Origin of the sequence: Pedobacter jeongneungensis, assembly GCF_000633455.1 — a bacterium.
GTDB classification, from domain to species: domain Bacteria; phylum Bacteroidota; class Bacteroidia; order Sphingobacteriales; family Sphingobacteriaceae; genus Pedobacter; species Pedobacter jeongneungensis_A.
This window is the reverse complement of sequence record NZ_AYMG01000011.1, coordinates 105,825-127,403: the sequence shown is the minus strand read 5'-3', so window position 1 is coordinate 127,403 and position 21,579 is coordinate 105,825. Positions and strand designations below refer to the sequence as shown.

Annotated in this window: 18 protein-coding genes; 13 read left to right on the top strand and 5 right to left on the bottom strand. The window is 36.3% G+C overall.

Translation table 11 applies throughout. The annotated features are described in order from the left end of the window. Nucleotides 1–75 precede the first annotated feature (75 nt). On the top strand, nt 76–426 hold the full coding sequence (gene panD, locus U859_RS0110880) for an aspartate 1-decarboxylase (RefSeq protein WP_025143400.1): 351 nt from the start codon (nt 76–78) through the stop codon (nt 424–426). A 4-nt stretch (nt 427–430) separates the two neighbouring features. Then, nucleotides 431–1,411: a lysylphosphatidylglycerol synthase transmembrane domain-containing protein gene (locus tag U859_RS0110875; RefSeq protein WP_025143399.1), complete on the top strand. Its 981-nt coding sequence runs from the start codon at nt 431–433 to the stop codon at nt 1,409–1,411. A gap of 8 nt (nt 1,412–1,419) precedes the next feature. Here the strand turns inward: U859_RS0110875 and U859_RS0110870 are convergent, their stop codons facing one another. After that, entirely contained in the window at nt 1,420–3,798 is a 2,379-nt protein-coding gene (locus U859_RS0110870) for an outer membrane beta-barrel protein (protein ID WP_025143398.1), read from the bottom strand. A 105-nt stretch (nt 3,799–3,903) separates the two neighbouring features. Further along, nucleotides 3,904–4,974 carry a helix-turn-helix domain-containing protein gene (locus tag U859_RS0110865; protein ID WP_051584683.1) on the bottom strand — a complete coding sequence of 357 codons (1,071 nt, stop codon included), beginning with the start codon at nt 4,972–4,974 and terminating at the stop codon, nt 3,904–3,906. A 178-nt stretch (nt 4,975–5,152) separates the two neighbouring features. Between U859_RS0110865 and U859_RS0110860 the strand changes: the two genes are divergently transcribed. Beyond that, a complete protein-coding gene (locus U859_RS0110860) occupies nt 5,153–6,292 on the top strand; it encodes an acyl-CoA dehydrogenase (protein WP_025143396.1) in 1,140 nt (379 codons plus the stop codon). 67 nt (nt 6,293–6,359) lie between these two features. On the opposite strand, the gene U859_RS0110855 is transcribed toward U859_RS0110860, so the two are convergent. Beyond that, nucleotides 6,360–6,704, bottom strand: coding sequence for a phage holin family protein (locus U859_RS0110855; RefSeq protein WP_025143395.1), 345 nt, complete (start codon nt 6,702–6,704; stop codon nt 6,360–6,362). 18 nt (nt 6,705–6,722) lie between these two features. On the opposite strand from U859_RS0110855, the gene U859_RS0110850 reads away from it, so the two are divergent. The 4 genes from U859_RS0110850 (at nt 6,723) to infB (ending at nt 12,148) form a co-directional block, all read left to right on the top strand. Continuing rightward, nucleotides 6,723–7,154: a hypothetical protein gene (locus U859_RS0110850; protein WP_025143394.1), complete on the top strand. Its 432-nt coding sequence runs from the start codon at nt 6,723–6,725 to the stop codon at nt 7,152–7,154. Between the two features lie 121 nt (nt 7,155–7,275). Continuing rightward, nucleotides 7,276–7,740, top strand: coding sequence for a ribosome assembly cofactor RimP (gene rimP, locus U859_RS0110845; RefSeq protein WP_025143393.1), 465 nt, complete (start codon nt 7,276–7,278; stop codon nt 7,738–7,740). A 2-nt stretch (nt 7,741–7,742) separates the two neighbouring features. Then, nucleotides 7,743–8,987, top strand: coding sequence for a transcription termination factor NusA (nusA, locus tag U859_RS0110840; RefSeq protein WP_025143392.1), 1,245 nt, complete (start codon nt 7,743–7,745; stop codon nt 8,985–8,987). A gap of 62 nt (nt 8,988–9,049) precedes the next feature. Beyond that, nucleotides 9,050–12,148, top strand: coding sequence for a translation initiation factor IF-2 (gene infB, locus U859_RS0110835; RefSeq protein ID WP_025143391.1), 3,099 nt, complete (start codon nt 9,050–9,052; stop codon nt 12,146–12,148). 71 nt (nt 12,149–12,219) lie between these two features. Here the strand turns inward: infB and U859_RS31980 are convergent, their stop codons facing one another. Continuing rightward, nucleotides 12,220–12,435 (bottom strand): helix-turn-helix transcriptional regulator, encoded by a 216-nt coding sequence (locus tag U859_RS31980; RefSeq protein WP_162799917.1) that lies wholly within the window; start codon nt 12,433–12,435, stop codon nt 12,220–12,222. Between the two features lie 106 nt (nt 12,436–12,541). On the opposite strand from U859_RS31980, the gene U859_RS0110825 reads away from it, so the two are divergent. Continuing rightward, the gene (locus U859_RS0110825; RefSeq protein ID WP_162799916.1) at nt 12,542–12,850 is read left to right on the top strand and encodes a hypothetical protein; all 309 of its coding nucleotides are present in this window, start codon (nt 12,542–12,544) and stop codon (nt 12,848–12,850) included. Further along, nucleotides 12,822–13,937, top strand: a complete 1,116-nt coding sequence (locus U859_RS31035; protein WP_025143388.1) for a hypothetical protein — start codon at nt 12,822–12,824, stop codon at nt 13,935–13,937. Before U859_RS0110825 ends, U859_RS31035 begins: the two co-directional genes overlap by 29 nt. Before the next feature lie 892 nt (nt 13,938–14,829). Here U859_RS31035 and U859_RS0110810 read toward each other — a convergent pair. Continuing rightward, on the bottom strand, nt 14,830–15,084 hold the full coding sequence (locus tag U859_RS0110810) for a helix-turn-helix transcriptional regulator (RefSeq protein ID WP_025143387.1): 255 nt from the start codon (nt 15,082–15,084) through the stop codon (nt 14,830–14,832). 239 nt (nt 15,085–15,323) lie between these two features. Between U859_RS0110810 and U859_RS0110805 the strand changes: the two genes are divergently transcribed. The 4 genes from U859_RS0110805 (at nt 15,324) to U859_RS0110790 (ending at nt 21,433) form a co-directional block, all read left to right on the top strand. Next, the gene (locus U859_RS0110805) at nt 15,324–16,574 is read left to right on the top strand and encodes a S41 family peptidase (protein ID WP_162799915.1); all 1,251 of its coding nucleotides are present in this window, start codon (nt 15,324–15,326) and stop codon (nt 16,572–16,574) included. 153 nt (nt 16,575–16,727) lie between these two features. Continuing rightward, on the top strand, nt 16,728–18,155 hold the full coding sequence (locus U859_RS0110800) for an MAC/perforin domain-containing protein (protein WP_025143385.1): 1,428 nt from the start codon (nt 16,728–16,730) through the stop codon (nt 18,153–18,155). A 552-nt stretch (nt 18,156–18,707) separates the two neighbouring features. After that, nucleotides 18,708–20,186: an MAC/perforin domain-containing protein gene (locus U859_RS0110795; protein ID WP_025143384.1), complete on the top strand. Its 1,479-nt coding sequence runs from the start codon at nt 18,708–18,710 to the stop codon at nt 20,184–20,186. Nucleotides 20,187–20,353: 167 nt separating this feature from the next. Then, entirely contained in the window at nt 20,354–21,433 is a 1,080-nt protein-coding gene (locus U859_RS0110790) for an acyltransferase family protein (RefSeq protein WP_162799914.1), read from the top strand. Nucleotides 21,434–21,579 lie beyond the last annotated feature (146 nt).

Sequence of the window (21,579 nt, the reverse complement as noted above, 5' to 3'; positions counted from 1 at the left end):
CCTTAACATCTTGCCGCTTTTGCGAAACTCCAAACGGATGACTGAAAACTCCAAACTGATTACTAACTTTGCCGAATGGTTATCACAATATTAAAATCGAAAATACACCGTGTTAAGGTAACACAAGCCGAATTGAATTATGTAGGCAGTATTACGATAGATGAAGATTTAATGGATTCAGCTAACATTATTGCTAATGAGAAGGTGCAGATCGTAAATAATAACAATGGCGCACGTTTCGAAACTTATGTAATTAAAGGCGAACGCGGCACCGGAACCATCTGTTTAAATGGTGCTACAGCACGTTTGGCACAACTTGGTGATATTTTGATCATCATGTCGTATGGCTCATTACCAATTGAAGAGGCTAAAAAATACAACCCGATCCTTGTTTTTCCTGACGATAACAACCACCTGCTAAAATAACTTTGTGACATTCGACCTCAAAACGGCGCTAAAGTACATTATCCTGTTTTTAATCGGGATAGGGGTATTATATTTAGCGTTTCGGGGTCAGGATTTGGGAAAGATCTGGCAGGAAATTAAAACCGCAAATTATTTTTGGGTAATTACTTCTGCTTTTGCCGTTTGGATTGCCCATGTGTTGCGGGCGCTACGCTGGCAGATGTTGTACCAATCTATTCATTACAAAGTGAGTTTCTGGAATGCCTATCACGCCGTAATGATTGGGTACCTCGCCAATCTTGCTTTACCGCGCTTTGGAGAGCTAGGCCGTTGCTCCGTGATCCATAAAACAGAAAAAGTGCCCATGTTTGCCTCTATAGGTACGGTAATTACCGAACGCCTTTTTGATGTACTGGTACTTTTTCTCACTAGCCTGGCTATGATCACCTTCCAATACGATATCGTTTCTGATTTTTTATACGATACGATTTATCTTAACCTTACCAAAAAAATAAGTACTTTAAATTATTGGTGGCTTGTTGGCCTAGGTGTTGTAGTATTGGTGTTGGCTATATTAATGGTATATTTTCTCCGGAAAAAAGTTAGTAAAAAATTTCTTCGTATTTTTGTAAGCCTTCGTCAGGGCTTTGGTTCTTATGGTAAACTTAAGCAAAAAGGCTTATTCTTAACCTATACATCAGGTATATGGGTTTTTTATTCACTTTCCATGTATTTCGCGTTTTCATCCATTGGGGCCACTTCCGGTTTACATTTTAATGCTGCATTTACCGCAATTGTGTTTTCTGGTTTTGCCATGGCGGCACCGGTGCAGGGCGGTATAGGTGTTTTCCATTGGATGGTTGCACAATCACTGGTGCTGTATGCCATATCGTTTAAAGATGGCTTGGCATATGCAACCATTATCCATTCCTCGCAGGTTTTGCTCATATTAGCTTTAGGTAGTTTTAGTTTAACACGCGTTTTATTTAAGAAAGAGATTAAATAGAATACGCCTTAATTCGCTCTGTTTTCTTCATCACTTTTCTTGTTTTCCTTTGCCCTGTATGTTGAGCGGCCAAAATTATAGGTTAAGCTGAAAACCAATCTGTTCGAAGCAAAATAATGGTAGAAATCGTTATTGAGAATGCTTTTCTCCCTAAAAATAAGTCTTCTTTTACTACTGTTAAAGGCATCATAAAGCACAATCTTAGTATTGAGCTTATTTTTTAGCCATCCCTTTTGCAACCCTAAATCGACACCATAAACGGGCGCAAAAATATAAAGCCCGCTGCCGCTTTTCGATTCATAGGTATAACTCACATCGAACAGCCAATCTTTTAAACTGAAAACCTGGCTGCCATTAATTTTATAATCGTAAATGGGGATTTTATAGGTTTGTTCAAAGTATGGTGTTAACTCTTTGTTGTAATAAAAACCGACGTTATGGTTCATCCGCCACCACCTATTTACAGTTATTGGAGAACTAACCTGCAGGTTGGCAAAATTTCGGTGAGGTATATTGCGACCTAGAAAAATCAGTTCATTTGTTGCTGCGTTGTATTCCGGATAACGGGAAATAACATCAGTTTCGCGCCCGGCATTTAATGAAATATTGAGCGTTTTTCTGCTGTACGACAAATTGATAAGGTTGGTTGTAGAGGGTTGCAGGTAGGGATTGCCAATCCAGTAATGGCGAGGACTGTAATAAAACCGAAAAGGATTTAACGCCGCAAAAGTGGGTCTTGTTAGTCGCTTGCTGTAATTGAAGCTAAGTTGCTCGTTATCGCCGATGGTGTAGGTGAGATTAAAACTTGGTAGCCATTTTAAAAACTTTCTTTCTGTAAATGTGCCCGTTGTTATAGAATAGGCCTTTGTAAGGGTATATTCTGTTCTTAAATTTAGGCTGTAGTTAATTTTATCTTTTTGGCCACTGTACGATAAGTAACCGGCACCAATGTACTCCTGGTAATTAAACTGGTTGCTGCGTTTAGGATCTGGATTAAAAACAGAATTAGCCAATGTATCGTACCGTAAATTATTTTTGGTGCTGGCATAGCTAAATTTACCACCAAACTCGAATTTTCCTTTACCCATGTTTAGCGTATAATCTGCCTGTGCAGAGCGGATTACAATATTATTCCTCGAATTGGTTTTCCAATAACTCAGAAGTGTATGATTAAGAATGTTTTGATTTTGAATATCTTCAGTTTGTCTGTTATCTATCTGTGCCAGGGAAGTAATAATATGAAGTTCGCTGTTTTTAAACCGGGCATCGTAATTAAGACCGCCTGCATAATTATGTTGTTTCGGGTGTGCGTCATTATCGCTTTTAATAAGGGCAATGGTCTGATCTAATCCGGCTGATTGCGTGATCAATTGATTTCCGGACTCGGCATTTCTGTTTACCTGGTAGGTGCGTAAAAAAGCTTCAAGGTTTTGTCCGCTTTTGAGTTCGTAACTTATCCTTGCCTGCACATTATAGTTCCGATTCGCCGTAACCGTTCGTGTATCTGTAATCAAGGCATTGGTACTAGCCAGGTATTGAAGCGCATAATACTTATAAAAAGTACTGCCGGTGGTGTGCCCCAGCTTTAAATCATATACAAGCCGTTTTGTTTTAAAAACCAATGCCAGATTATTGTCTGATAAACTATAATTGTTTTGTTGAAATTGCAGGTTATAATTGCCTTTTAGTCCTAAGGAAAGATTTCTTTTTAGTTTCACATCGATAATGCCCTGATATTCTCCATCATATTTTGAGGAAGGTTGGTTAATCATTTCAACTGATTCGACCATATCTGGCGATAAACTGCTTAAATAGGCGAGCATTTCATCATTGCTCATATTGGCAGGTTTTCCATCAATAAATAAGGTTGGAGTTGCCCTGCTGGCCATTTGCATGTTTCCATCAGGGCTAACCTGTAAGCCCGGGAGCTTTCTGAACACATCAAGTAAATTGGGGGCAGATTTAAAGAACAGGTTGTTGGCGATACCGATTTTAAGCTGACCATTTTTTGTGCTAAAGGCAGGCACTCCGCCGGTAATGGTTACTTCGTTAAGCAAGTTGACGTCTTCTGCCATGAAAATATTGTCGAGTGCTAGTATTTCTGCACTATTCTTATCAATTAATAATTCCTTTTGTACTTTTTGATAACCCATTAAGCTAATCGATAAGTTGTATTTACCATTAGGGATATCACTAAACCGATAAAAACCTGAAGTATCGGTGTTCGAATACCTTATTAATGCCGGGCGATCTTTATTGGTTAATGTTAAACTGACAGAGGGTAAGCCCCGATTGGTTTTGATATCGAGTACTTTTCCTGTAATCACTTGCGCACTCAGCAATGGACTTATCAAGAAAAAAAGGTAAAATAGCATTATGGGTTTCATCTTCTCAGGTTTGGTTTTTAAGATTGACCAAAACTAAAAGAGTAGTATAGAGAGCCGGTTTTGATTCTCAGATTTAGGAGTTCGGAATTATAAAACGGGACAAAACTACGATGCTGGAACAACCATTAGCTGTTCTTTGTAAAGCGTTGGAGTTGTTTGCTTATACTTTTTAAAAGCAGTATAGAATGTCGATTTAGAGTTAAAACCTACTTCATAGCCAATGGCCTCTAGCTTAATGCTGCTATTGTTAAGCATTAAACCACAAGCTTCATTTATTCTAAATTCGTTAATGTAGGCAGCAAAACTTTTACCCAAATTATCGTTAAGTAATTGAGAAAGCTGGTGCCCTGAAATATTGATCTTTTTTGAAAGATCATTCAATTTAAGGTCTGGGTTTTTATAAAGTTCTTCATCCAGAATAATTTTTTCAAGTTTTTCTGTTAAAACGATGGCTTGTTCCGGGGCGATTTTTTTGTTTGCATAACGAATCAAATCCTGATTGCCTGACAGTAAATTGCTGGTTTTCTTTCGGCTGATAAATAAAAAGGTATTTAAGTAAAGGACGAACGAAAAAAATAAAGCTCCGCTAATGCATGGGCCATTAAAAAAGGAGAAAATCGGAAGTTTAAATGCAGCTGGAACAATCACATTTCCAATAAGTACAGAAATTAACAATAGCTCTGTCGTAGAAATTTTTTCTCCTTTGGTAAAAAGTTTAATAAAAGTAGCCCTAAGTAGCCAGGTAGATAATATAATATAAATGGTAAACTGTATGGAAATTATTCTTCCGATATAATTTTCCCAGATATCAGGCTGATTGTCGTAAGGGGCAATGATACAGGCAACAATAATCGCCGAAACCCAAAAGAAATAAGCTCCTTTTTGTAGGACTGTTATCTTTGGATCCTGTGCTAAGGCTGATTTAATAAAGTAAAAGAGAGATGGACCAACTAAAGCACTTCCTAAAATGCCAATTTGGATATAAATACCAGGCAGTGCCGGATAAAAGTAAAAAAATAAAGATTTGCCGATCTTTAAACAAACTGACAGCAGTAAAAGCCCTAAAAAATAAGAGGGTAGTGATTTCTGCTTTTTGAATAATAATAAGTAGGCACTAATGATAAAGCCATTAAATGCACCTAAGGCACTAAAGAAAAATAATATTTGTTGGCCCATATCAATTTAACAAAAATAATAATCTTCTGTTAATGCCAGGCTTATGCTGGTTAATAATTCATTTTAAACGTGAAGTCCTTTTTAAAATCTACCCTGTGAAAATAAATTGCTATGCAGCCATAGTAATTTAAATCAGAAATGCTACATTTGATTTACTAACCTTTTATACATAAATGTTATGCATTTTGAATTAAGTGAAGAGCAATTGATGATCCAGCAGGCTGCCCGCGATTTTGCGCAGCAAGAATTAAAGCCTGGCGTAATTGAAAGAGACGAACATCAGAAATTTCCTGCCGAACAGGTAAAAAAACTTGGAGAACTCGGTTTTTTAGGGATGATGGTTGATCCAAAATATAATGGTAGCGGCCTGGATGCCATTTCTTACGTACTCGTAATGGAAGAACTTTCCAAAATCGATGCCTCTGCATCCGTAGTGGTTTCGGTAAATAATTCACTCGTTTGTTATGGTTTGGAAAAATACGGTAACGAAGCCCAAAAAGAAAAATACCTTAAGCCGCTGGCTGCCGGCGAAAAAATAGGCGCTTTTTGTTTATCTGAGCCTGAAGCCGGATCTGATGCCACTTCGCAACGTACAACGGCAGAAGATAAAGGCGATTATTATTTACTTAACGGCACCAAAAACTGGATCACCAACGGAAGTACCGCATCAACCTATCTGGTTATTGCTCAAACCCATCCCGAATTAAAGCATAAAGGTATAAATGCTTTTATTGTAGAAAAGGGAATGGAAGGCTTTACTGTTGGACCAAAAGAAAATAAACTGGGCATCCGTGGATCTGATACACACTCTTTAATGTTTAACGATGTAAAAGTGCCTAAAGAAAATAGGATAGGTGAAGACGGTTTTGGTTTTAAATTCGCCATGAAAACTTTAGAAGGCGGACGTATTGGTATTGCGGCCCAGGCTTTGGGTATTGCGCAGGGTGCTTTTGAGCTCGCCACACAATACGCAAAAGAGCGCAAATCGTTCGGGAAACCGATATCAGAACATCAGGCCATTGCTTTTAAACTGGCAGATATGGCTACACAGATAGAAGCAGCAAGGTTATTGGTGTATAAAGCTGCCTGGTTAAAAGATCAGGGTTTACCTTATACCCAGGCGGGTTCTATGGCAAAACTTTACGCCTCAAAAGTAGCCATGGATGTAACTATCGAAGCAGTGCAGGTACACGGCGGTTATGGCTTTGTAAAAGAATACCATGTGGAGCGTTTAATGCGTGATGCTAAAATTACCCAGATTTACGAGGGAACTTCTGAGATTCAGAAAATGGTGATTTCGAGAGAAGTAATTCGTTAGTCGTTTAGTCAAAAGTCTGTAGTCCTTAGTCCAATCCGACTCATGACTACAGACTCACGACTTCGGACTAATCTTTCTCTCCTGCTACAGCACTAAATACCGCTTTAATCAACGCTACAACGATGGCTAAAAATGCAGCTGCAATAAAACCTGAAGTGTTAAAAGAGGTCATCATGTTATCAACCAATAAAATCATTAAAACGGTAATGATAAATGATACCAGCCCCAAGGTTAAAAAATTAACCGGAAAAGTTAGCAACCTTAAAATAAAACCGATGGTTGCATTTGCAAGTGCAATCAGCACCGATGCAATAATCGCATTGCCATAACCATCAATGGTTACACCCGGAACCAGTTTTGCGCCGATAAAGAACGCCAGTCCTGTTAAAAGGATTTCGATAATAAATCTCATAATTGTTTATTTTTGTAAATGTTTAAACGCTTTTTTAAATGTTCAGTTATTGTTTGGGTTTCAATATTCGTACTTTCATGTTCGAATAGAAACAACAAACCAATCATTAAGTTTTCAGGAGATAGCACTTCAATAATAATCAAAAATATTGATGAGGCAAGCCTCTTGCAGGTTAAAAATGCCTATAAGGCTAATGCAGATACACTTAATCTGGTTTCTGTTTTAATTAAACCCGGCGAGTTAGATAGCATTCAGGACGAGCTGGAAGTGGCCGGAAAAGTTAAAATCCTTGGCGATTCGCTTATTTTTAATCCCGATCAGCCTTTTATTAAAGGCAAAGATTATTTGGTAGAAAGTTATATCGGCGTCAAATTCGCCACTGTTGGTAACCTGATTACAGGTAGCGCCAAACATAACTTACAGCAACAAAAACAAACACTTAAACGGTAATAATCAGCATAATAATTACAGCAAGTGTTTGATTTTTTCTAAAAATTTACTACATTTGCATCGTAATCGAAGAAAAGAGAAGGGGACAGTGTCCCCTTTTTCTATGAAATCAGGTTAAAATATGCAGGTAGAAAAGAGAGTTGCAGCCCTCGTTGAGGAAAAAATAGCAGACCGTCCAGAGCTGTTTCTGGTAGAAGTGAAAATGTTGCCAAACAATAAATTAATTATTCATGTTGATGGTGACGAAGGTATTAGCATACAGGATTGTGTGGCCATAAGCAGGCATGTTGGTTTTCATCTCGAAGAAGAAAATGCAATAGAGCAGGCTTATAATTTAGAAGTTTCTTCACCCGGTGTTGGTGAACCTTTAAAGCTGATCCGTCAATACAATAAAAATATTGGGCGTACGGTGAGTATTAAGCTGAAAGAAGGCTTGAAAAAAGAAGGAAAACTGCTAGCGGTTACAGAAAACAACCTACAGATTGAAGAGTCGGTTAAAGAAAAAGGCAAAAAGGCGGTAGCAATTCAAACAGATGTACCGTTTAATGATATATTAGAAACAAGTGTGTTAATTTCATTTAAGTAAAAATGAGTACTACAACAATTAATTTGATCGACTCTTTTCAGGAGTTTAAAGATTTCAAAAATATAGATCGCCCAACGGTGATCAGTGTGCTGGAAGAGGTTTTTCGTAGCATGTTGCGTAAAAAATACGGAACAGACGAGAACTGTGATGTTATCGTAAATCCGGATAACGGGGATTTGGAGATCTGGAGAACGAGAAAAGTAATGGAAGATGGCTTTTCTGAAGATGATGATTTAGAGATCGAGCTTGCTGAAGTTTCTAAATTAGACAGTACTTTAGAAGTGGGTGATGATTATATCGAGCAGATTACCTTGGAGAGTTTTGGTCGCAGGGCAATTTTAGCCGCTCGCCAAACCCTGGTTTCTAAAGTATTGGAATTAGAGAAAGACGAAATCTTTAAAAAATATAAAGACAGGGTAGGCGAAATCGTAACAGGTGAAGTTTATCAGGTTTGGAAAAAAGAAACGCTGGTTTTAGATGATGAAGGTAATGAACTTTTAATGCCTAAAACCGAGCAGATTCCGGCAGATTATTTCAAAAAAGGGGATTCTGTAAGAGCAGTAATCTCTAAAGTAGAAATGATCAACGCGAATCCGAAAATTATCATTTCGAGAACAGCGCCAGAGTTTTTACAACGCTTGTTCGAACAGGAAGTGCCGGAAATTTTCGACGGTTTAATTACGGTTAAGAAAATTGTACGCGAACCGGGAGAACGTGCTAAAGTAGCTGTAGAATCTTATGATGACCGTATCGATCCGGTTGGAGCATGTGTGGGTATGAAAGGATCGCGTATCCATGGTATTGTTCGTGAATTGAAAAACGAAAATATTGATGTGATTAACTTCACCAACAATATTTCACTATACATTACCCGTGCGTTGAGCCCGGCAAAAATCACTTCCATTAAATTGGATGATGAAACCAAACATGCATCAGTTTACTTAAAACCAGATCAGGTTTCATTGGCCATCGGACGTGGTGGACACAACATTAAATTAGCAGGCAAATTAACCGGTTACGAAATTGATGTGTACCGCGAAGCTGGAGAAGAAAGCGACGAGGATGTTGATTTAGAAGAATTCTCAGATGAGATTGATAGCTGGATCATTGATGAATTAAAGGCTATCGGTTGCGATACTGCTAAGAGTGTACTAGCACTTACAGTAGAAGATTTAGTAAAACGCACCGACCTTGAAGAGGAAACCATTAAAGAAGTGGTTCAAATTTTGAAGTCAGAATTTGAATAAGTGGTGTAATTGCCAAATAAACACTACTTTTGTATTAAATAAAAAACAATAACAGGAGCTAAATGTCAGACGACAAACCAATCATTTTAATTAAAGCTATTAAAGAACTTAATATAGGCATGGGTACGGCCGTTGAGTTTTTAAACAAAAAGGGGTTCTCTGCCGAGAAAAGCCCTATGTTTAAACTTACGGGAGACATGTATAATGCCTTGTTAAAAGAGTATCAGGGAGATAAGATCGTAAGAGAAGAAGCCAAACAAATAGTGATTGGTAAAATACGTCGTGACGAGCCTGAGACTGAAAAGCCAGTAGAAGCGCCGAAGAAGAATACCGATTTTGAGAAAAATGAAGAGATTTTAATAAAAAATGCTCAATCATTTACTTCACCGGTAGAAAAACCAAAGGTGGTTGAAACACCTAAGGTAGAAACACCGGCGCCGGCACCTACACCAGCTCCTGCGGCAGCAGTTGAGCCAGTAAAAGAAACTAAGGCAGAAGAAAAAGCAGAGGAAACCGGATTACCAGGTGTTAAAATTGTAGGTAAGATCGATCTAAACGATCTTAACTCAAAAACACGTCCTGTTAAGAAAGAAGAAGCACCTGCTGCGCCAGCGCCAGTTGCTAAAGTTCCGGAGCCAGTAAAACCAGTTGAACAACCTAAGGTTGAAGAAAAACCGGTTGAGGTTAAAAAGGAAGAAACACCAGCTGCACCAGCGCCTGTTGTACCAACACCTGTGGTTAAGGCTCCAGAGCCGGTAAAACCAGTTGAACAGCCAAAAGTGGAAGAAAAGCCAGTAGAAGCACCTAAGCCTGTTAGTAACGAGCCTGAAGTAATAAAAGCACGTACCGTTAAATTAACTGGTCCGAACATTATTGGTAAAATTGTTTTACCAACAACTCCGGATAGAAGAAACGGTCCGGTAGCATCATCTAGTGATAGTGAAGCTGCTAAACGCAAACGTAAACGTAAAAAAACTCCGGGAGCACCAGGTCAGCCGGGTCAACATGGTGGTCAGGGCCAGCAAGGACAGAATAATCCTGCAGGTCAAGGTCAGGGCCAAGGCGGCGCACCAGGCCAGCCTCGTCAACCTTATCAAGGTAACAGACCAGGTGGCGGTACTCCGTACCAAGGTAACAGACCTGCCGGACAAGGCGGTACTCCTTACCAGGGAAATAGAAACAACAACAATAACAGACCAGGTTTCCAAAATAGAAATGCTACACCAAGCGGACCTAAGGAAGAACCTACTGAGAAAGAAATTCAAGATCAAATTAAGGCAACACTTGCCCGTTTAAGTGGAGCTGGTAAATCTGGTAAATTTGCACAACGTGCTAAATTACGTCGTCAGAAACGTGATGATGTTGCTTACAATGCAGAAGAGGCAGCAAACGAGCTTGAATCGCAATCGAAAATATTAAAGGTAACAGAATTTGTTACCGCTAATGAGTTGGCGAGCATGATGGATGTACCGGTTACCAAAATTATTGGTACCTGTATGAGCCTTGGAATGTTCGTTTCCATTAACCAGCGTTTAGATGCTGAAACCTTAACCATTGTAGCAGATGAGTTTGGTTACGAAATTCAATTTGTTAAACCTGATGAAGATGAGGAAAACGTAATTGAAGAGGAAGACAAAGAAGAAGATTTAATCGAAAGAGCTCCGGTTGTTACGATTATGGGTCACGTCGATCACGGTAAAACTTCATTGCTGGATTATATCCGTAAAGCAAATGTGGTTGCTGGTGAGGCAGGTGGAATTACCCAGCACATTGGTGCTTACATGGTAACTACACCAAACGGTAAAAAAGTAACTTTCTTAGATACGCCGGGTCACGAAGCCTTTACAGCGATGCGTGCCCGTGGTGCTAAGGCTGCCGATATTGCCATTATTGTAATTGCTGCTGATGATGCGGTGATGCCTCAAACAAAAGAGGCAATTAACCACGCACAGGCAGCAGGTGTACCTTTGGTATTCGCTTTTACAAAAATTGATAAACCAGGAGCTAATTCAGATAAAGTGCGCGAGCAATTATCAGTAATGAATATTTTGGTTGAAGATTGGGGTGGTAAATATCAATCACAGGAAATCTCAAGCAAAAGCGGCTTAAATGTTGATTTACTTTTAGACAAAGTATTATTAGAAGCTGAATTATTAGAACTTAAAGCAAATCCAAATAAGAGGGCTACAGGTACTGTAATTGAGTCGGCATTAGATAAAGGACGTGGTATTGTAACTACGGTATTGGTTCAGGCCGGTACATTAAGAGTTGGAGATCCAATTTTAGCAGGTAGTTACAGCGGACGTGTTAAAGCATTAACCAACGAGCGTGGTGCTAAAGTAGAATCAGCAGGCCCATCACAACCGGTACAGGTTTTGGGTATGCAGGGTGCGCCTACAGCGGGTGATCGATTTAATGCTTTAGAAAGTGAAACTGAAGCACGTGATATTGCAAACAAACGGATGCAGTTACAACGTGAGCAGGGATTACGTACACAGAAACACATTACGTTGGATGAGATCGGTCGTCGTTTGGCTATCGGTAACTTTAAAGAGCTTAATATTATCGTTAAAGGTGATGTGGATGGTTCAATCGAGGCATTAGCCGATTCATTGTTGAAACTGTCTACTGAGCAGATCCAGATCAATATTATCAGTAAAGGTGTTGGTCAGATTTCAGAGTCTGATGTGTTGTTAGCTTCAGCTTCAGATGCGATTATTATCGGTTTCCAGGTTCGTCCATCAACAGGTGCACGTAAACTGGCAGAAGCTGAGCAAATCGATATCCGTTTATATTCTATCATTTACGATGCAATCAACGAGATTAAATCGGCAATGGAAGGTATGCTGGATCCAGAATTTGAAGAGAAAATTGTGGCTAACGTTGAGATTCGCGAAACGTTCAAAATCACTAAAGTGGGTACCATTGCAGGTTGTATGGTATTAGATGGTAAGATTACCCGTAACAGCAAAATCCGTATTGTTAGAGATGGTGTTGTAGTGTACACAGGTGAACTTGCATCATTAAAACGCTTTAAAGATGATGTGAAAGAGGTGAACAAAGGTTATGAGTGTGGTTTAAACATTCAGAACTTTAACAACATCGAAGTTGGCGATATCGTAGAAGCTTACGAACAAGTAGAAGTAGCTAGAAAATTGTAATCAGTTTTCTGATTAAATAGATAAGGGCATCAATAATATTGATGCCCTTTTTTTGTTGGAAATAAAATTATTTAGTTCTGTTTAAAATATGATTGGATAATGATTTCGTGGATAGTTATATTATACAACCCGGCGATCTTATCTAATTGTGATATGGCAAAATCTACTTCATTGTTTTCCCACTTTCTGTAAGCAACTCTGCTTATTCCAGTTACATCAGCAACGTATTGCTGCGTATAATTATATTTATCCCTATACCTTCTTAAGGTAATCCCTATATCTAACATATTAAGAAACGTTAATATGTTTTTAATTATTCGCTTATTGTGTAAATAATTAGTAAATAATGATAATAGGAACTTATCAAAAATAATATTTTTTATTTGTCTTTTTATGAAAAAAATATTTATGAAAAGACAAATTAACATGCTTCTATTAGGGAGTATTGGATTCTTATCCTTTCAAGGATGTAAGAAAGATGTTAAAACAAATGAAATTATTGCGAAAACCAACATTACTAGTCCTTCTGATGAAAAGCTTACAAAATTCTTAGCGATCACGCTAAGTACAACGGAAGATAAGGTGATATACGTAGAAAAGGATAAAGAATTTATTATTAATGGTTGGTTTCATAAAAGTTTAGAAAGTGTACAAAACCAATATAATGCAGCAAATGAATATAAAGCTAATTACGAAAAATAATATGAAAAAATGTTTATTTATTTTTTTTGCTTTCATAGTGTTAGCTCTAAATTCCAGTGCGCAGGTTATCCTTACATCATTTCAAATCCGACCTGATTATGTTACAAATAATCTGGTAAATGTTTCTAATATAAATGCACCAACTGCATTTAAATTTGCTTATCAGTTACATAGAGGCGTACTAAGTACCGGTGGATTTAGATCAGGTATTTGTAACATATCAGTACTATATACGGAGGCTCAAAGTGGTGATTCTAGTATTGGGTCGGATCCTTCTACTATTGTGTTGTATTCAAAAAATGTAACTTCTTCAGATTATAATAATGAGAGTGCGACGTTTATTGATATGGATGCTTCGTTACCTGCAAATAAAAGTGGTGGGAAAATATTGCTTAGATATGTATATTTAGACGAGTCTAATCAAGTTACGATAGTAAATTATTCTACAACGAGGTATGGCATTAATGTCGTAATCACCCCAACGGAAATTCTTTATCCGTTTCCATCAAATTATTCTGCCAGACAATTTAATTATACCTCATCGAATAATGCGGCTACTTACACCTCCATTCAAATGAATAATCAAAGCCCTATATTACAATCAGGACAATCACTTTATTCTCCAAATAATCTTTATAGATTATACTTACAAACGGATGGAAATTTGGTATTGTATAAAAAGAATGGCGATGGCTCAGAAACGGGAATTTGGAACACTCAAACAAATGGGAGACCTGCTGGTAATCTTTATTTTCAAACAGATGGGAACTTAGTAATTTATGGTGTAAATAATTCACCTTCGAATCCTGCTCCTGGTATTTGGGCATCAAATATTAATAATACTTCAGGTTCTAGTGCTGGTTATAATGATGTAGCTGTAAATAGTCGGCCTTATTTAGCATTGCAAAATGATGGGAATTTGGTAATATATTGGCCAGCATATAGAAATGATACAAGAACTAAGGTAAATGTTATTTTTGCTGCTACTGATACTGCAGGGGGAGCTACATCAACACATTCAGGAAATCTTAATTCGTTCGTTAATTCTGATTCTCACGCGGGAAACTTTTATGTATCACATTTTTAGTGAATAAGATATAGTCAATAATAGTGTTTTCAGAAAAAACTTAGAAGATACTTTGGCCATAACTTTATACCGAATATTATGTAATGTGTTGCATATATAAATTATAAAAGAGCCTCAATAATTAATTGAGGCTCTTTTTTATCATCGCTTTTATTCTTTTATAAACCAAAAGCACCCACAGCCATAAAATTGTTTATCCAATAATGTAACATCAGGATTTGCGGCTAACCCTTCTGTTCCGGTAATGAATAAAAAGATGGAAGTACTTTTACCAGGCAAAGAACAGATTTGTCTGCAAATGATATCGCTTGGTTTAACAATTTTTATTATCCTTATGCATCTGTAAATTATGGTATAATGCCTAATGATATGAGACAATATGCTAAAGAAAATGAATTAATGTCAACAGTAGCTAAAACTTTGATTTATGCAAACGTCACTACACCAGTTTTAACAGTTAGGAATTCAATTTATCCTCCAAACCAACAGTATCGATTAACATTGTAAACAGATGGCCACGTTGTGATCTACAAAAACACAGGTGCCACAACCGAGAAGAGAATATGGTCTGCGCGGACACAAATTCACAGCCTAAGCCACAGGCTCTATTCTTTCAGACAGATGCAAATCTAGTATTTTGCTTGGGAAAGAACATAAATACAGGTTCCATTTGAAACTCACAACGATATACACATTTAGGATTTAACTTGACCGGTACAAGTGCAGTTTATGCATTGCAAGATGACGGTAACTTTGTTTTATTGGAAATATATTGAAAATGGTCAGGGAAAAATATAGGTTTTGGCCAGTTCCGATATGCAAAATGGCTTAAGTCCTCATTCGGGCAATTTATTTCACTAGTTTAAATTGATAATATGCTAATTGAAGGGCATCAATAATATTGATGCCCTTTTTGTTGGAGAGAAATTATTTTGTCTTTTGTAAAATTAGACTGAACGATGATCTCGTGGATGGGTATATTATACAACTCTGCGATTTTTTCCAATTGGGATATGGCAAAATCTACCTCATTGTTTTCCCATTTTCTATAAGCAACTCTGCTTATCCCAATTACATCAGCAACGTATTGTTGCGTATAATTGTATTTATCCCTGTACCTTCTTAAGGTAATCCCTATATCTAACATATTAAGAAACGTTAACGACTATGTATTTTTATTATTTACGCTTTGTATTTGCAATAAGTAAATAATGATAATAAGGACTTGTCAAAATTAGTAAATAAAATCAGTTATTTGCATGAGTTTAAAATTCTTGAAAAAATTAAAGCATAACTGCCAGATAGTTAAAGTTTAGTTAAACTTTGATCTTAAAAATTAAAAACTTATAATATAACGATATGTCCGAGTGTAAATTTGTAAAAATCATGCTACTTTTATTTTTAATGGTAGCTTCCTCTGCATGTAAAAAAGATAAGGCGACTAATATCAAAGAAGAAGAAATCGTATCCCCAACTACAGGCACAAGGACCCAATTTACACTTGATTCTATTTTTCTGTATGCAAGGCAGGTTTATTTATGGAATGATGTGTTACCTGATTATAACACATTTAAGCCGAGAGAAAGATATAATAATGCCCAATCCGAAATAGGTGCATTTAGGAATGAACTTTTTGATATTTCCCAATTTAAACTCAACCAGGCTACAGGTAAACCATTTGAAATTTCCTACCATAGCAATGTACCTAAATATTCATATCTGCAATCAGGACGAAGCAATGGTGGAGGTACTCGTGCAGGGGCGATAAACGGAGCAGCTGTTTTAGCCAACCGAACTATCCATTCTGGTGAGAAAGTTATTGCGTATGTGGCCTTGGGTTCTTTCCCTGCTCTTAATAGTACTAAATTAAAACTGGATCAGGTTTTTAATGAAATAGCTGCGGATAAACCTACCTATTTAGTTTTAGACCTGCGTGAAAATGGAGGTGGTTATGTAGAAACAGCTGAGTATGTTGCCAATTTAATTGCACCAAGTATATTAAATGGGGAAATAATGTATTCGGAACAATTTAACCCTACACTTCAAAACGGTAAGGCTACAATTTTACGCTACCAGCCATATTTAGACGTATCAGGTAAAACCATTATTTATAATGGCCGCTTAGCTACATTAGCTGACGTTGATTATACCGAAAATGGCAATACTTATAGATTTAGCAAAAAAGAAGGATTGGAAACTATCAAAGGTATTTATGTGATAGTATCTGGCGAAACTGCATCCGCCAGCGAATTATTGATCAGCTGCTTAAAACCTTATTTCAATGTGAAGTTGATAGGTGAAAAGACCTACGGAAAACCGGTTGGTTTCTTCGGGATTAATATCGATCAGTATAGTGTTTACCTGAGTAGTTTCCTAATCAAAAATGCCCAAGGATGGTCCGATTACTTTAATGGCATGGAACCTGATTTAAATATTGCAATGCCAACCAATCCAATATTAGGCGATGATGAAGAACCGTGTTTAAAATCTGCACTTGCTATAATTAACGGTAAAATTCAATTGCAGCCAAAAAAAAGTGCCAGTATTTCAAAGCTAAATTTAAATAAAAAACCACTGTTACTTAATGATAAAGATTCGATTGGAATGATCGAAAATAGGTTGAAGTTAACACATTAGGTTTTTAGTTTTAGCATTGTATTCTATGTTTTGTCATTTTATCTATTTAATTCTAGTCTGAATTATTATTAGTTATCAATATTGATAACCCAGTATTGTCATAATTATTTTTTCTTGTCGGTAGTTTTGAAAAAAAATAACAAATAATTACTGATGAAAAACAATTACAGATTGAAGGTTATGTGCCTGCTGTGTATGATTACTGCGGCATTTAGCAGTTGCAAAAAAAGTGAACTTGCGGAAGAAAAATCATTAACTAATAACCACAATGCCCTTGCTGGTTTTGGAAGAGATGGAAAAAATGATTTATTGGGTTATGGATATAATGTTTTGGGAGAATTTGGAAATGCCAGTGCAACAACATTACCTGTAATCGATGTGGATAAATTGCAGGCTGACCAATCCAATAGAGTAATATGGGATCTTTCAACTAGAACAGATGGAAAATTGGAGGCTGGAAGCGATGCGGTGTCCTATTTGAAAAAATTTACCTCACGTTTTAGTAGTACCTTTGGCGCTGACTTTTTGGGATTGTCATTATTTAGAACCACTATAACTGGAAGCTACAACACTACCGATAATTTTTCGTCTAAAAAAATTTACAGTAGCTATAATCTAATGGTTCAGCAAAAGCGAGTTAAGTTGAATGCTCAAAGAGATGTACTGCTGTCTTATTTGGATTCGGAATTCCTTTCATATATACAAAATCAAACCCCAGAGGATATCGTGAACAGATATGGTACACACATCTTAGCTGAAATAATACTGGGAGGGAAATTAGATGTCATCTATCAATCAGAAACTTCTAAATCTGATAGAACTGTAGCAAGTTCGGCTGGCATTGATATACATGTAAAGAAGATTTTCAATGTAAGTACAGGTTATACTAGCGATAATAATTATGTTTTAGAAAACTCTTCTCAGAAACTACATTATGTAACCAATGGTGGAGATCCAACCAGAAGCCTGCAAGGTGATATTGTAATCGGTAACTCATCTAACCCTAACCCAACACCTACAATAAATATTGCAGCATGGCAAAATAGCTGTTCGTTAGAAAATTCGGTGCTGATAGATATTCCAACCAATGGTTTGTTACCTATTTATGATTTTATTCCGGATCAGGCAAAGGCATTGGCGGTAAAGAATTACATTATTCAATATTTAAATAATAATCAGGCGAAATTAGATCCAACCATTTTTTATGAATACTACAATCAAGTAACAAACAGACATGCTTATAGTTCAGAGCCGAATCAAGAACAATATTGGCCTAATTACTACCATAATGCAGAGCCTTTTAAAGTTTACGCTACACAATATGCAGGATCAGTACCATTATATCAATTTTATAATCCATCCTTTGATAATCGGGTGTTGACAACAAATCGGTATCCGGGATTTAGTGGATATAATTATGATGGTATTCTTTGTTATGTATATCAATATCCTACTATGGGGACTGTACCTGTTTATGAATTTTATAGTGCTAGTGGTGGGCATCTTTATACCACAAACAGAAATGCTTCTTTTCCCGGCTGGAGATATAATGGACAGCCATTTCACGCATTTCCGAATTAATTTTTTAAAGGCGTAAAAAATTAAAGTGTAATATTTACAGAAACATAAAAAGAGCTTCAATAATAAATTGAGGCTCTTTTTATTACTTTAATTTTTTCGTAAACCAAAAGCACCCAGGGCCATAGAACTGTTTCTCAAGCAATTCTTTTGACGAATTAACTAATTCTCCATCTGCTTTGTTTTTGACTATTAATGTAACTTCTTTAAGTTTTAAATTTTAAAGTGTTTAAAAACAAGAACTTGTAAATACGGCGTGCATTAAAATATATCGTGCCTATGTCCCTAATAAACAACGAATAGTAGGTAACCGCTACTGATAAATGCCCGCTTCAATTCTTTTACGACACTAAAAAGGCTCATTTTTAAAATGATTCTTGTTGCCCAGGCCAGATGAAAAAACAATACCTGTGGAAGTCTGCTTAGGCGGTACCATCTGATAAATCGGGGTGAAGATTTTTTTATTCAAATAAAAGCGTTATTAAATATTGATAACCCTGCCTTGTCATAATTATTTTTTCTTGTCGGTAGTTTTGTGAAAAAAAATAATTACTGATGAAAAACAACTACAAATTAAAAATTATTTGTCTGCTGTGCGTAATTACAGCTGCATTTAGTAGCTGCAAGAAAAGTGAACTTGCGGAAGAAAAGGGGCTAACTGGTAATCATAAAAATTTAGCAGTTGCTGGTGATGGAAAATGGGATCTGTTGGGGCACGGTTATGATGTAACAGGCGAATTATTTGAAAGAAAGAATACCTCGAAGGTGGCTATTATTGATATAGATAAATTTTATAAAGATTATCCAACTAGAATCGTTACGCCAACGGATACAAAAGGCGATTATAACGTTTACTATGGTGCTAATGCATATGATTATGTAAATGAAGTTAATAAGAAACAAACCTTTGGGGGCACTATAAGTGGTGGAGATAAAGACAAAACTCAATATTCTACATCTAATTTTTCTTTAACAAATGATAACCAGAATAGTTATACCTATAATGGTAAATACTCTTATGCAACTTATGAATCTTGGTATAGGATAAAAAGTATAGATTTTACAGATGATGTTACTACAGATTTATTAAAAAACTATTTAACCCCCGATTTTTTAGCCTATCTTTCTAATTATAGCGCAGAGCAGATCGTGCAAACGTATGGAACTCATATCCTACTGGGTATTGACATAGGTGGACGGTTGAAATATGATTATAGAGGTTCCATTGTTAAAGAGGCAACTTTTGATAAAAAGTTAAAGGCCATCAAAGCTGGATTCTCTTTAGGTATTGCGAAAATATTTAGTATAGACCTAAGTGCAGATTTGACTAATGAAGAAAAAACAACGATTTCAAACGAAACGACAGAGAAATTATTTAGGGGAACTTTTTATGGTGGTAATAACTCGGGAACTAGTTTTTCGGGAGATGCGTTAGGAAATACCTCTCAATCAATAAATCTTATTACTTGGCAACAAAGTATCAACGTCAATAATGCATCTTTGATCAATATAAATAGGTCTGTTCCTATTTATGAATTTATAATTGATCCGCTTAAAAAGGCACAAGTAAAAGCTGCTGTAGAAACACATATCAGTGATAGACAGATCCGATTAACTTCAGCTAAACTGCAGTTATATGATTTTTATTCAACAGCACTGGGGCATATTTATACAGTGGATCCTAATTTTCCGGCAAAGAATCCAGGAGCTTGGCGCCGTGTTGTTAATGATCCGATTTATGTTTATGAAAGCCAGATTCCTGGTACTGTGCCGGTATATATTATGCAACATAGAACCCGGTCGGTATATTGTTTAACAACAAACAATACAATTGATCTTGATGTATGGGCGCCTACAAGTTATCCTAGTTTTTATGCATACGATAATCAGGCTCAAGGGACTGTTCCGGTACATCAATTTTACCATCCTCAATTCCCAGGACATGGTTACTTCTATGATTTAACACTTAACCCAACAGCGAACGGTTGGATTGAGAATACTACTAAGTTTTATGCATTTAACAATGCTAATTAGTAACTGGTTAGTAGATAAAAATGATTTTCTATGTTAAAGTAAGCATGTTACAACGAACACCATTATTCTTGTAATATTTTACATACATGAATGTTAAAAGAGTCCTGAATTATTCGGGACTCTTTTTTTTAACAGATATTTGTTGGTTCAACTACCAAAATAATTTAATGCATACCGAAATACAAGAAAAAGGAATCCAGGAAAAAAGGAATTTTGATTTTATAGATACCATCCGTTGTATATCCATGATGGGGATAGTTATGGAACACTGTACCTATAATGGTACCTATATTTTTAATGGCTTTCCGCCCAAACACATTGTTTATATCGGATTAATTCAATTTTCTAAATTTGGTACCATATCCTTCTTTTTATTAGCCGGATTTTTATTGGGTAGTAAGTTTACAACCTATTCATCCTGGCAATATTTTAAACGACGTTTATCTACAGTATTTCTACCTTGGTTAATATGGTCGCTGGTATTTTTGTGTGCTATCATCATTCAAAATTACATTGCCCTGCATAGGTCAGGCGATTTTCATCTCCGTAAGTTGCTGATAGAAAAAATAGAGATGATTTATCTATTTACCAATTATTGGTTTATTATCAATTTTATGTTTTGTATTGCAATACTCTTATGCTTTAAGAAGTATTTGTACAAATGGTGGCTGGGGGCAATTTTTTTGGTGCTTACTTTAACGTATAGCGCTAATGTATATTTCGAATGGTTTATTACATCGCACACTATCGCAATTTTTGGATTTATTTTTTATCTATGGTTGGGTGCCATTCTTAATAAGTATTGGAGTAAAATTGAAGCCTTTATTAAAAGAACGCCATACTATATCTTTATCGGTTTATTTACGCTAACTTTCTGTTTAGCGGTGTTCGATATTATTCATTTAATACAGATAAAAAGTGAAGATCCATATAATACATTAAGAATAAGTAATATTTTCTATTCCTTAGCCACTATCTTTTTGTTGTTTAAAATAAAGGAATTTAGATTTGTCAAATATTTAAAGCCAAGGGAAACTACATTTGGTGTTTATTTAATACACTATATATTGGTTACCCATCTTTTGCCGGAAGTTTTCAGGCCTTTCCACTTAATTCAATTCAATGAAATGTCTTTGGGTAATATGCTTCTTTATATTGCCTGTAGGTTTACAATTGTTTATTCGGCTACAATGTTGCTCATTGCCCTGATAAGTAAGACAAAAATTAAGTGGATAATTGGCAGATAATTTTAAACCTGTTTTTTAAAATTTTTAATGTTCAAACTAATATGAAGTAAGTGCCAGTTAAACGTTTTCTTTTTATTTTAGTAGATTTGTTCAGGTGATCCGTTTTAGTGTATTCTTAAACTGTTAAATCGCCTGATATGGATTAT